This is a genomic window from Humisphaera borealis (assembly GCF_015169395.1).
Lineage (GTDB): Bacteria > Planctomycetota > Phycisphaerae > Tepidisphaerales > Tepidisphaeraceae > Humisphaera > Humisphaera borealis.
Window position 1 is genome coordinate 481,874 of sequence record NZ_CP063458.1, and the last position, 12,585, is coordinate 494,458.

Consider the following 12,585-nt stretch of genomic DNA (forward strand, 5'->3'; position numbering starts at 1 on the left):
ATCGGCGTTCGCCAGCTCGATGCCCGCAGGTATCCTACCTACTCTCCTGACGCGGCCGCCATCGCCGACTGTTCAGATTTAAAGCGGAATTCCGTTTGCTGCCCGGCGGACTGCCAACAAAATGCACCCAGGCGTGTTCTTCTGATGACGACTCGGCTCACCCGATCTGATCACCATGCAAAGCGACCCTGAAAACCTCCGTGAACTCACCCGCCGCCACCTGTTCGGCCGCTGCGGACTGGGGCTGGGCTCGGTTGCCTTGGCGTCCCTGATGGCCGACCAGGGGCTGGCCTCGGCCGCGCCGCCCGCCCACGCCGGCCCGGTGATCGACCCCGCCAACCCGCTGACACCGCGAAAAGGCCATCACGCCGCCAAGGCCAAGAATGTCATTTACTTGTTCATGGCCGGCGGGCCCAGCCAGCTCGAACTCTTCGACTACAAGCCCAGGCTCGTCGAGCTCAGCGGCCAGCCGATCCCCGAGAGTTACATCAAGGGCAGGCGGTTTGCCTTCATGAACTCCTTCGCCGGGAAGGATCGCCCCAAGCTGCTGGGCACCAAGCGCGCCTTCAAGCAGCACGGCCAGAGCGGGGCGTGGGTATCGGAATGCTTCCCCCATACCGCCGGCATTGTGGACGACATCACGCTGGTGCACACCGTCGGCACCGACGTCTTCAACCACGCCCCGGCCAAGCTCTTCCTGAACACCGGCAGTGCCCAGGGCGGCCGGCCGAGCATGGGATCCTGGGTGACCTATGGCATCGGCAGCGAATGCCACGATCTGCCCGGCTTCGTCGTCCTGCAATCGGGCCCGCGCGGGCCACGCGGCGGGGCGGTCAACTGGGCCAGCGGCTTCCTGCCGACAGCTTTTCAGGGCGTCCCCTTCCGCGGCACCGGAGAGCCGATCGTCAACCTCACCAGCCCGGCCGGCATCTCCGCCGCGCGGCAGCGCGATACGATCGACGCCGTCCGCGAACTGAACCTCCGCCGGCTCGCCGCCACCGGAGATCCCGAAATCCAGACCCGCATCAGCCAGTACGAGATGGCGTACCGCATGCAGACCAGCGCCCCCGAGCTGATCGACCTCAATAACGAGAGCAAAGCCACGCTCGATCTCTACGGCGTCGAGCCGGGCAAGCCGTCGTTCGCCGCCAACTGCCTGCTCGCCCGCCGGCTGGTCGAGCGGGGCGTGCGGTTCGTGCAGCTCTACCACACCAACTGGGACAGTCACGGCGGCCCCGGCGAGAACCTCGAATCCGACTTCGACACCGTCACCCGCGCCGTCGATCAGGGGTGCGCCGCGCTGATCAAAGACCTCAAGAGCCGGGGGCTACTGGAAGACACCCTGGTCGTCTGGGGCGGCGAGTTCGGCCGCACGCCGATGGGCGAAGTCCGCGACAAGACCGGCCGCAACCACCACATCGACTGCACGACAATGTGGCTCGCCGGCGGCGGCACCAAGCCCGGCACGATCGTCGGCAAGACCGACGAGTTCGGCTTCGCCCCGGTGGAAGACGCCATGCACGTCCACGACCTCCACGCGACGATGCTTCATCTGTTGGGCTTGGAACACACCAAGCTCACCTTCAGATTCCAAGGCCGGGATTACCGCCTGACGGATGTGAAGGGGCATGTGGTGGAGAAGTTGCTGGCGTGAGGGGACGACTTGGGCACGTGGTCAATTGTAGGGTGGGCGTACTCGCCCACGCGGGTCCGTAACCCGTTCATGCGGCACGGCCAGGCGTGGGCGAGTACGTTGCCCACGGTTTACCCGTCTCTCGCGACCTCACCGTCCCGCGTGGGCGAGTACGCCCACCCTACGATTTCGGCGGGATGCGGGCGATTACCTTGATCTCGAACTGAAATCCCGACAGCCACGTCACGCCGACCGCTGTCGCGTTGGGCTTGGGCTCGCGGGGAAAAGCCTTGGCCAACGCGGCGATCATCAGGCCGGCAGACGCCTCGGGGTCGACGAGAAACATCGTCAGGTCGATCACGTCATCGAACGTACAGCCGGCCTTGGTGAGCACCGCTTCCAGGCTGTCGAAGGCGAGCTGAATCTGGGCATCCAGGACGGGCTCCGGCGTTCCGTCTTCGCGGGCGCCGACCATGCCGGAGACGAACAGCAGGTCACCGGACTGAATGGCGGGGGAGTAGCCATGCTGTTTGTACAGGGCGTGCGGACGGTCGGGGAAGATGGCGTGGCGGGTATGCATGGTTGGTTTGTCCTTCGGCGTTTGTCGTTCGTAGGGTGGGCGTACGTCGCCCACGGTTCAGCGTGCCGCAATGCCGAGAAACTTGCTCCCGAGCTAGACCGCAAAGTAGTGGATGTATCGCAACGTGCCGTCCGACGCGCACTCCGCGGTGATGTCGAACAGACCTAGATTGAACGTCCAAACCGGTTCGCTCCGGCCGTCGGTCCGGCCGTTGCCCACTGCAGTATTAAGGGTGTCGACATGCGATCCCGGCACCAACTCGCAGTAACCGTTCTGGCCGATGACATCACACCGCCGAGCGGGTGGACCGTCACCGCCCGAGTCGATCAAGCAAACGCCGACATCACACACTCGGCCGTCGCGGTCGAGCCAGAACATCGCGCCTAGCGTGTTGTAGCGCACGACCTTCTCGATAAAGGAATGTCGGTTCGATGGTCTGCCAATTGTGCGGAGTTGCGCGGGGTCACAAGGCAGGCGCACGTCGCAAACCGTCTGGACGGTTGTGTCAATGACAATGTGGTTGGCCCGTGGTAATGGCCAGTCCGCAACAGGGTCTTGACCGAGTTTGCGGAAGAACTTGGTTACGCCGTTAAACATGAAGGTTCTTTCAGCGGGGTCGCTCGCGCTCCCATACACGAGACTTCTTAGCTTCGTAGGGTGGGCGTACGTCGCCCACGGTTCAGCGTGTCACGTGGACGAAGCGTGTCACGTGGGCGACATACGCCCACCCTACCTCGGCCCCGCCCGCTTCATGCGGTCGGTTTGCAGGGCGGCGATGACCAGGTCGCTCACCTCGGCGGGAAGACGCTCGATCTGCCATGACCTTTCCGCGGCGACATCCTGGCCGGCGGCGTGGACCGCCTTGAGAGCATAGACGGCCGCGCCCAAGCTGTGATCGGCAAAATGGGCGGTCGCGACGGCGTGGCCGGCGGACCTTGCGGCGGCAACCGCCGAGGGGTCGCTCCCGGCGGCGATGCATTGCCTGGCGGCGGCGTGCGACGCGACGGCCGCCTTCTGGGCGACGCCCACCCGAACCTCGCCCCGGGCCCACGCCCGGGCGGTGTCGATCGCGCGTCGCGGCCGGTCGTCGCCGGTGGCATGGGCCAGGAACAGCGGCAGCACATGCTCGCCACAATCCGCCGCCCAGGCCGACAACAGTTGGTGGTGCCGCCGGGCCAGCGGCCCGCCACGATGTTCGGCGATGAATCGGCGGTCCCGCATGATCGACGATCACTGTCGTCGATCTCGGGGCGGATGTCAGCGCGTCTTTGGCGCGCAAATGATAGCTCGTAGGGTGGGCGTACGTCGCCCACGGCTCGCCATCCCGCGTGAGCGATGACGCCAAGCCTGCCGCTACCGCCGGTGGCATGTTCACAGAAATCTCGGGTGCCATGCCCACGCCGCTCAACAGCTCTGGAACTTCGCGAACGTCTCCCGCGTGGGCATGCGACTCGGGGACCCGCGACGTCCGCCCCATGCCCACGCGGGACGGTCTTTTACGTTCGAGAGCCATCGCGCTGCGTGGGCATGGCACACATCGTCGTCCGTCGAGACGCCACCCGCCCATTTCGCGCTCTCGGTCCGTTCAAGCGCGCGGTTATGCCACGCCGGTCTTCCGTAGAAGCTCGATTGCCTTGCGTCGCTCGTGTGCAACAAGATCGTCGTACTCGTCGAGTGCGGCAACCCGCTTCAGGTGAGCGACTGCCTCAGGCACTCGATCCAATTCAACCAGCAACTTGCCCAGGCACAATTGCGCGGTTGATTGCAACGCTAAGTCTTCGGCTCGCTCCGCGGCATCGAGCACTTGACGAAGGAGGGCTTCCCCACGTTCGACCTCACCCCGGTCGAGCAGGTAAAGGGCCTTCTGAAAATGCTGGTCGTCGCGAGGCATAGCGGACTGACATTCACTGGCCGGCCCGGCACCGACCAGCACTCGAATCACTAGGACCGTTCCGCCGGGCCGGTACAGTGCAGGGTTATCCCACCGCCGCGCGGCCGCTGTATCGGCCCAGCTTGTTCCAGAAGAAGTTCAGGAGCGGGAACACTGCTTGGCCCAAGCCCTCGATCACGACTTCGCGCCCCTCGCGCAGTTCGAGGATCAAGCGGTGGAACTTCTCTGTCTTCAGCTTCGCGGCCGTCTCGTCATCCCTATCGATCCAAATGCACGCGGCTACGTCATCGAACCGGACAAGCGCCTGGCCGCTCTGAATAAGGCGAACGTCCGTGAGCAGCAGCGGGTCCGACGCCGCGACTAGCGCGACCCACGCGATCGGCGACTCGCCCGGCTCCAATGCGATGCCCGCGTCTTGGCCGGGCGCGACAAGTGTGACGTTCGGCGTGTACCCTTTGACGACCCAGTGGCCGAACTTCCAGCGAAGGTAGTTCTCGTTCGTTCTCGCCAACAAGCCAATCGCAAGTCCGCGAGAAGACTATCGAGTTGTCCCTGAACAGAAATACTGCCCTCAATGCGCCGACCCCCTCGAACGGCTTGATCGGGCTTGCCGGATGGCTCCTCTGGGCGGCTCCGCCGGACGGCGGGGCTTCCGCGGCGTGGCGCAACGCCTCCAGTTTCCAGGCGGGCCGGCGGGGCTGGGTGGTCACGGGCGTACCGAGGACTCCTGGCGGCCGGGCCGATTTCGGATGGCATGGCGACGGTGCCCTTTGCCCGGGACGGGCGTCGGTCGGCGATCGCCACGGGCAAGCGGGTACGCTTGCCCATGCCACCCGGAATCCGAACGACTGGCGCCGGGCGGATTTCGCTTGTATTCCAAGGCCGCGTACCTAACATAAATAAAACAATATTCGGCGTCGCCCTGGGACGGGCGGCGCCCTTCCTCCATGCGCCGGTCCGCGGGTGTGATCCGTCGGCCTTCAGCGTGTACTCCGTGGAGATGGCCGTCCCTGGACGATCGGTGTCGGTCGGGCTGGGGTGGTGGTGTTGGTGTGTTGGAGAAGCGGAGACTTGGAGACGCGAGAGACGACGTGGGCAGGCTGATCGATCACTTGGGTTCGTTCGGCGATATCGCGCGAACGCTCCGCTCCGCGTCGCGGCTAACCATCTTCGTGGGATGGAACGAACCCTGCACGCGCTCCGCGACGACGGTTGTGCACTTGCGACGACGGGTTATGTGCTTCCGGCGATGGGTTAGCCGCGACGCGAAGCGGAGCGTCCCCGGGCGGGTTGGTCGCCCTGATCGAGCGTCGTCCGACCACGCCGGGTTCGTTCGGCGCGGGACGGAACGTCGGACGGCGGGAACATCGCCGGTGGTCTACGGGGTGCGGTGGGGTGAACCCCACCCTACGGTCGCCTCGGGTTCATTCGGCGCGGTTGCGCCGGGTTCGTTCGGCAATCTGCGCTTGCCGATTCGGTGTTCGATGTTGGGTGTTCGATGTTCGATGTTCGCCTTCGGCCTCGGGTTCGTTCGGCCATCTTGCGCCGGGTTCGTTCGGCGAAGCCGAGTGGCGACCGATCGTTCCCGACAGGCCCATCAACAACCGTCGACCTTCGCCAATCGACAATCCGCCTTCAACCTTTCACAATCCCGCACCATGACCACCGTGACGCTCGCCGACATTCAGGCCGCCCGCACCCGGCTGGGGGATGACATCTACCACAGCCCGTGTCCTTACTCGCTGTCGCTGTCGCGGCTGACGGGGGCGGAGATCTACTGCAAGCTGGATCACTTGCAGCACACCGGGTCGTTTAAGGAACGCGGGGCGCGGAACAAGTTGCTTCTGCTGACACCAGAAGAGAAAGAGCGCGGCGTCATCTGCGCTTCGGCCGGGAACCATGCCCTGGGGCTGAGCTATCACGGGCAGTTGCTTGGCGTGAAGGTGACAGTCGTCATGCCGAAGTGGGCGCCGCTGGTGAAGGTGTCCAACTGCCGGGCCAACGAGGCCGAGATCATTCTGCACGGCGAGTCTTACGACCAGGCGAAGAAGCACGCGCTGGAGCTGTCGGCGTCCACCGGCAAGACCTACATCCCCGGGTTCGACGATCCGGCGATCATCGCCGGCGCGGGGACGATGGGACTGGAAATCCTCGAAGACGTGCCGGATGTGGATGCGGTGATCATCCCGGTCGGCGGCGGGGGACTGGTGGCGGGGGCGGGGCTGGCGATCAAGGCGATCAAGCCGTCGGTGCGGGTGATTGCGGTGGAGACGGAGAACGCGCCGACCTTCAAGGCGAGCCTGGACGCCGGCCGGGTCGTCCGGATTGATACCAGGCCCACGCTCGCCGACGGCCTGGCGATCGCCGAGATCGGCAAGCTGCCGTTCGAGATTGCCCGGAAGGTGATCGACGAACTGGTGATGGTGGACGAGGAGCAGGTGGCGCGGGCGATCCTTCGGCTGATGGAGCACGAGAAGCTGGTCGTCGAAGGGGCCGGCGCGGTGCCGCTGGCGGCGGTCATGCGGCGACCGCACGGGCTGGAGGGGAAGAAGGTCGTGCTGTGCCTGTGCGGCGGGAACATCGACGTGACGGTGATCGGCCGGATTATTGAACGCGGCATGGCCGCCGACGGCCGGCTGTGCCGGATCGTCGCGAGCATCGACGACCGGCCGGGTGGCCTGGTAAGGCTGCTGAACGTCATCGCCGCCGCCGGCGCGAGCGTGAAGGAGGTCGAGCACGACCGGCACTTCGGGCCGGCGGATATCGCCAAGGTGACGGTGCGCGTGGTGATGGAAACGCGCGACGCGCAGCACGTCGCCGAGGTTCACGAGGCGATCCGGCAGGCGGGGATCGGGGTGTGAACGGCTGCGCAACGAGGGATGAAGATGACAATCGTCGCGTTAACAGCAAACTAAGACGCCCGACGTTCGGCCCCTCACCCCAACCCTCTCCCCCGAGTACGGTGGAGAGGGAGCAGAGGGCGGGCGGATCATTTTGCCTCTGCCGCGTCCTTGCGTGCCACCGTCAGCGATTCGATCAGGTCCAGGTTTTCGCCGCGCATCGCGCCGCCGACGATCAGGATGTCAGGGCCGTGGGGGATCAGCCGGTGGACGATGCGAGGCGTTGCGACGCCGACTTTCTCCCAGGCTTTGCGGTCGGCGCTCAGTACGTACATCGTGCCGTCTGCGACGCTGACGTAGAGCCGGTCGTTATGTACGCAGGCGGCGGGTGAGAAGCCGTTGATGGTTTTGCCCGGCAGTTCCGGGCCGGTGGACCATTCGCCGGTCGCGGGGTTGAGGATGTCGACGTTCTTGCTGGTGTCCGAGTCTTCGTCGAGGCCGCCGATGACATACACCAAGCCTTCATGGACGGTGGCGATGAGTGCCCGGCGGATGAACGGTTGCTTGATCGGCTTCCACTGCGGCTTGTCGGATTTGAGATCGAGCGTGAGGGTGGTGTCGGACCAGGTGTTGCCGCTCTGGGCGTTCATGTTCCACCCGCCGACGACGACGAGCGTATCACCGACCGTGACGATGTCGTGCGACGAGCGGGGCTCGGGGAGCGAGGGCAGGGCGTCCCAGGTTTTGGTGGCCGGGTCGAAGCGGACGACATCGGCGACGGAATAGAGCTGGGCCCTGGTGCCCGGGAAGTTGCGCGGGGCCATGCCGCCGACGCGGTAGATCTTGCCGCCGTGAGCGACCAGGTTCATGCCCTGGAGTCCGGGCCCGCCGGGGAGTGTTTCCCACTTGGCGGATTTGTCGGCGAGGTTGAGGCGGGCGAACTGTCCGGTGACTGCTTCGACGGAGTAGCTATGGGTGCGCGAGACATGCCCGCCGTAGTAGTACAGGAAGCCGTCGAGCGCCGCGGCACCGAAGCTGGAGGTCGCGATCGGCAACGCGGCGGGGTACCTGACGGCGTCGATTTTTGCCGGCGTCGCGGGCATGCCGGACAGCGCCATCCCGTGGCTGGGGATGCGCTGCGGCGCGGCCTTGGCGGTGTTGATCGCGGCGGCGGCCGGGGCAGCCGTGACGGCAGGGGCGGTGGTGTCCATCACCAGCATCGCGTAGCGGCGGACCTCTTCGTACTTGCTCCCGTTGTGCTCGCCGACGGCGGGCTCGGCGGTCTTGGTCCAGGCGCCGTAGCGGCCTTTGGCTTCGAACGATTCGGTCAGGCCGTCCTTGTCGGTCTTCGGCTTCCTGGTCGAGCCGTCTGGCAGGATCAGCGTGATCTCGGCGCCTTCGACAGGCTTGCCGGCAGCGACGAACTTCAGGCGGAGCTTGCCGCCGTCGTTTACGGGGATGAGCTCGACCGGCGACTTGTCGCCGAGGGTGGCCTTGGGGTCGAACGCGTCGCCGACGATGGTCTTGGGGTAGTACGCGAGCAGGTAGGGCTTGGCGTCGCCCTTCTGGCGGACGCCGAGCATCGCCGACCCGAATACGACGCGGGTGCCCTGCCCCGGGAGGTCGATCAGGAACGCGGCTTCGACCTTGTTGTCGAGCGTCACCGGCGTCACGTCGCCGGCGGCGGTGAGGAGCGACAGCTTCGCGCCGGCGATGATGTCGATCTTGACCTCGGGATCGGGCGTGAGGTCTTCGGACATGATCACCTTCGCCTTGTCGCCGCCGGCTTCGGGGACGACGAAGATGAAGTGGGCGTGTGCCGCCGGGCCGAGCAGGAGGACGAGCGCCAGGGTGAGAACGGGCGTAACGATCGGGGCGAGGGTGCGATGAAGCATGATCAACCTCAGTCATTGCCATCTGCCGCGGGCGTACGGGTGCCGGGCGGCAGCGGTCGGGTTTTTTCAGAGCGGACGATTGCAGGAGCTAGTAAAGGAGCCAGCGCGACAGATGTCGCGTCAGGGAAACTTCCACGCCGGATTATTGGTGCGGGCGGCCTCGTTCGACCAGCGGGTCATGTCGCGAAGTTCGTCGAGGCGAAGGGCCTCGGCGTGGCCGTCGAGCATGGCGCAGACGGCCCGGCCGCTCCAGCGGAAGTCGACGTAACCCCAGGCGGCGGGTTCTTCGGCTTCGTCGAACGCGTTGGGCGTCCAGCCGGTGGCGCTGTATCCGGAGGGGTGCGTCGGCGCGACGACGCGGAAGAACCCCTTCGTGCCGACGAATCGCGACGAAGCAAACGCCACCATCTGCGAGGGGCGGATGACCTGACTCAGGCGGGTGACGCAGCCGGGCGCGTTGTTCGCCGGGGCGGTCTGGTCGCCGCCGAGATGGAAGTAGTTCAGACCGAAGCTGGGATTGAGGCTGACGGAGTAGCCCCAGCCCGAGTCGGCGCGGTTGTTCATGAGGGCGTCGGACTGGTCGTTGACCAAGAGGATGCCGTCGACACCGCCGCCGGTATAGACCGCAAGCCGCCAAGGCCAGCGCTTCCCGGCTTCCAGCGGAGTCAGCGGCTTGCCCTGATCGTCTTTCAGCTGGGGCGCGGTCGTCACGTGACCGGGCATGAGGCGGCCTTCGTTGGCGGCGGCGTAGGCGAGATAGGCTTGGCCGAGCGTTCGGGCGGCGGCGACTTCGCGGACCAATCTGGCCTGCGATCTGGCCCGCCCGACCGCCGGCAGCAGGATGCTGGTCAGAACGCCCATGATGCCGACGACGACGAGCAGTTCGATCAGGGTGAAAGCGGTGGGGCGGTGATGGGTAATCGGTGTTTGATGCTGAGAAAACAAGGGAGTTGGCATGGCGTGCTCCTGGCTGGTGAGAAGGGCGATCACAGGGCGGCAGGTCGGCTGTTTCGGCTGCGCCGGCGAAGCAAAGCGACAGTGCCGAGCAGCAGCGGCGCCAGGGCGGCCGGCTCGGGGACGGCAGTGACCGTGTCGGATTGGTCGAGCCGCATCGCGTAGAGCTGCGTGTGCTGCGTGTTCGACCACTGCACGCCGTAGGAGGTGATGCCCGTGATGCCGGTCAGATCCCACTGGTAGAGCAATGTGGTCGTGGTGGCGGGATTGCCGTCGGGGTCGAGAGCGCCGATGCCGCCGTCGAGCTCGAGCTTTCGCGGCGTCGGGCCGGCGGTAATGCCGTTGTAGGTGAGGGTCGGCTCGGCGGTGAATCCGCTGCCGGAGCCGGGGCCGAGGTCGATCTGGAAGACGACTGTCTTGAGGTTGGCGACCGGAGAGGCATCGGTGACTGAAAGCGTGCCGGCGCCGGCGAAGTAGATGGTGGAGCTGGCGACGTAAGGGCCGGACGAGCCGCTGCCCGCGATACGGTTCAGGACGGCGTCGCCGGAGCCGGCAAGGTTCGAACCGAGGGAGCCGGAACTCCAGGCACTGGCACCGGGATAGGTTCCGTAGCCGGGCATGGTGGTGGCGTTGAAGTTGCCCCAGCCGTCGTACTGGGCGACGCCGGTAAGGTTCAGAGGCTGCGGGGCGGCGACCGCCGGGGAACCGAGCAGTAGGGCAACAAGCGGTAGGGCGGAGCGAAAGAGCGTACGTGAGAGAACAACGGACATCGGCGAACTCCAATGAACAGAAGGAGGTTTAAGAACTCGGAGGTTGAAGGGACTCGGCGGATCAGCCACCAGCGGAGGCGGATGCAGGCGGGTGGCGGTTGCAGTGAACGTTGGATGGCTGATTCGCGCTGGGTCCCTTTCGCCGTTTGGAAGGTCTGGCGGTGTCCGGAAGTCCTTCGACGAACGTCGAAAACCGCGCCCACACCCGACGTGAGGGCGCGGCGCAGAGGGCTCCGGGACACCGCGACGGAGTGCGAATCCGTCGGCGGATCACCGCCAGACCAGTTTCAGAGGTCGACCGTGAGCTGATGCCGCCCGGGAAGGGCAGATCGGTGAGCCGGATCGGGTCCGGCTGAATAGCCGGGCCGGCTCGAAGTCGCTCGCGCGGGGAGGCGGATCAAGGGCGGCGCCGGGAAACGGCGTTGCCCTAGAAAGCCGGCAGAGGGATACTCATTCCCGCGCGGCGACCTCGCGGTCGTCGCCAAACATCGGGCGGTCGGAAGAACTTTTGCAGAGGGCTCCGACCGCCCGTTTAACTTTCGGAGCAATCAATGAGACTGAGTCTCAGTTGCATATGGTTTACTGGTGCCCGTTGTGCCTGTCAATCCACCTGTGCGAATATTTCCCGGGTTTTTCTAGGAGAAGGCCGTCTTCGCCGCTCCTGCCCTCAAGGTCCGAGAATGTTTCGTCCGATAAGAAGTTCAGCGTGACGATCGGCGTTCGGGTGAATGGATTCGCCGGCCGGTCGGAGACGCCTGGACTTCTCACCACGGGGTGCCCATGGCCCGAGTGATCATTTACGATCGTTGCGTATTGGCCGCCCGCGAAACCGCGTTGCGGCTGCGTCGCAGGCATCAACTGGAGGCGTCGGCCGTCCACGCGACCGATTTCGACCTGACGTTCGACGACGGACCGCACCCGTCGTTGGTCATCACCGAACTGCAGATGCCGATGTTCAGCGGGTTTGAACTGATCCGCAGGGTGCGGTCGGCGTACAAGTCGTCGGAACTGCCGATCATCGCGTACACGGCGATCGATGATGCGATCGCCTGGCAGCAGGCGCGTGATCTTGGCGCCGACCGGGTGATTTTCCGAAACAGCCAGGACGCGATGTTGCGGCTGGATGTGGCGGTGTCGGACCTGCTGCACGAGCCGGAGGTGGCACGTCCGTCGCGCTCTCAGGGACGATTGCTGCGGTTTTTCCTGCCCGGCCGAGCGACCGCCGCCGCGGCCTGACTTCTGCCGTCTTGCGACGTTCGCTTTTGGAGATTGGAACAAGACCCCGTCCGCTCGTGCGGACGGGGTTTTTCGCTTTGTGGGGGTTTGCGGATAGATTTCGGGGCATGCCCCGCTTTTCCCGCACCCCCGAAAACTGGTTCCTCGCCGACAACGCCACCGTCTGCGGCGACGTGACGCTCGGTGAGTTATGCAGTGTCTGGTTTACGGCTGTCGTGCGGGGGGATGTCGCGCCTATCGTGCTGGGCCGGCGGGTGAACGTTCAGGACGGGGCGGTCATTCACTGCGACAGCGGTCTGCCGAACATCATTGGTAACGACGTGACGATCGGGCACCGGGCGGTGGTGCACGGCGGTTCCGTCGGGGACGGAACGCTGATCGGGATGGGGTCGGTCGTGCTGAGTCGCTCTCAGATCGGCAGGGAGTGTCTGATTGCTGCCGGAGCGGTGGTGCCACCGGGGATGCAGGTCCCCGATCGCATGTTGGTTGCAGGGGTCCCCGGGAAAGTCCTACGTGAGGTCACGGAGAAAGATCTGGAATACATGCGGTGGTTGACGACGCACTATGTGGGTCTGGCCGAGCGGTACACGATCGAAGACGACGTTCGGCCGCGGAACCCCTGAGCGGATGTAAGGGCTCCAGCGTCCGGTAACATTATTGTCGCTTCCGACCGTCGTCTTTGCTATGGTTTTAGCGGAGAAGTTGCAGGCGGCGCGGTTCGGGCCGTCTGGCAGGCATGAGTTCGCAGGCGTGAGTTCGTTGCGCGGATGTGGCGAGAAGTCCGGC

The 12,585-nt window shown here is 65.5% G+C and carries 12 protein-coding genes; 4 read left to right on the top strand and 8 right to left on the bottom strand.

What is annotated here, in order from left to right:
• Positions 1-175 precede the first annotated feature (175 nt).
• Positions 176-1,654, top strand: coding sequence for a DUF1501 domain-containing protein (locus IPV69_RS01930; RefSeq protein ID WP_206293228.1), 1,479 nt, complete (start codon positions 176-178; stop codon positions 1,652-1,654).
• A 160-nt stretch (positions 1,655-1,814) separates the two neighbouring features.
• Here the strand turns inward: IPV69_RS01930 and IPV69_RS01935 are convergent, their stop codons facing one another.
• From IPV69_RS01935 to IPV69_RS01955, 5 genes are all read right to left on the bottom strand, one after another.
• On the bottom strand, positions 1,815-2,213 hold the full coding sequence (locus tag IPV69_RS01935; RefSeq protein WP_206293229.1) for a RidA family protein: 399 nt from the start codon (positions 2,211-2,213) through the stop codon (positions 1,815-1,817).
• Positions 2,214-2,306: 93 nt separating this feature from the next.
• Entirely contained in the window at positions 2,307-2,615 is a 309-nt protein-coding gene (locus IPV69_RS01940; protein ID WP_206293230.1) for a hypothetical protein, read from the bottom strand.
• Positions 2,616-2,942: 327 nt separating this feature from the next.
• A complete protein-coding gene (locus tag IPV69_RS01945) occupies positions 2,943-3,434 on the bottom strand; it encodes a putative immunity protein (RefSeq protein WP_206293231.1) in 492 nt (163 codons plus the stop codon).
• A 376-nt stretch (positions 3,435-3,810) separates the two neighbouring features.
• Positions 3,811-4,104 (bottom strand): hypothetical protein, encoded by a 294-nt coding sequence (locus IPV69_RS01950; RefSeq protein ID WP_206293232.1) that lies wholly within the window; start codon positions 4,102-4,104, stop codon positions 3,811-3,813.
• An 85-nt stretch (positions 4,105-4,189) separates the two neighbouring features.
• Positions 4,190-4,618 carry a hypothetical protein gene (locus tag IPV69_RS01955; protein WP_206293233.1) on the bottom strand — a complete coding sequence of 143 codons (429 nt, stop codon included), beginning with the start codon at positions 4,616-4,618 and terminating at the stop codon, positions 4,190-4,192.
• A 1,144-nt stretch (positions 4,619-5,762) separates the two neighbouring features.
• Here IPV69_RS01955 and ilvA point away from each other — a divergent pair.
• The gene (gene ilvA, locus IPV69_RS01960; protein WP_206293234.1) at positions 5,763-6,965 is read left to right on the top strand and encodes a threonine ammonia-lyase; all 1,203 of its coding nucleotides are present in this window, start codon (positions 5,763-5,765) and stop codon (positions 6,963-6,965) included.
• A 128-nt stretch (positions 6,966-7,093) separates the two neighbouring features.
• On the opposite strand, the gene IPV69_RS01965 is transcribed toward ilvA, so the two are convergent.
• From IPV69_RS01965 to IPV69_RS01975, 3 genes are all read right to left on the bottom strand, one after another.
• Positions 7,094-8,839, bottom strand: coding sequence for a Kelch repeat-containing protein (locus IPV69_RS01965; RefSeq protein WP_206293235.1), 1,746 nt, complete (start codon positions 8,837-8,839; stop codon positions 7,094-7,096).
• A 120-nt stretch (positions 8,840-8,959) separates the two neighbouring features.
• Positions 8,960-9,796, bottom strand: coding sequence for a type II secretion system protein (locus tag IPV69_RS01970; RefSeq protein WP_206293236.1), 837 nt, complete (start codon positions 9,794-9,796; stop codon positions 8,960-8,962).
• A 29-nt stretch (positions 9,797-9,825) separates the two neighbouring features.
• Positions 9,826-10,563: a PEP-CTERM sorting domain-containing protein gene (locus tag IPV69_RS01975; protein WP_206293237.1), complete on the bottom strand. Its 738-nt coding sequence runs from the start codon at positions 10,561-10,563 to the stop codon at positions 9,826-9,828.
• Between the two features lie 780 nt (positions 10,564-11,343).
• Here IPV69_RS01975 and IPV69_RS01980 point away from each other — a divergent pair.
• Both IPV69_RS01980 and IPV69_RS01985 read left to right on the top strand, forming a co-directional pair.
• On the top strand, positions 11,344-11,799 hold the full coding sequence (locus IPV69_RS01980) for a response regulator (protein ID WP_206293238.1): 456 nt from the start codon (positions 11,344-11,346) through the stop codon (positions 11,797-11,799).
• Positions 11,800-11,906: 107 nt separating this feature from the next.
• Complete coding sequence (locus IPV69_RS01985) at positions 11,907-12,422, top strand: gamma carbonic anhydrase family protein (protein WP_206293239.1); 516 nt, start codon at positions 11,907-11,909, stop codon at positions 12,420-12,422.
• Positions 12,423-12,585: the final 163 nt, after the last annotated feature.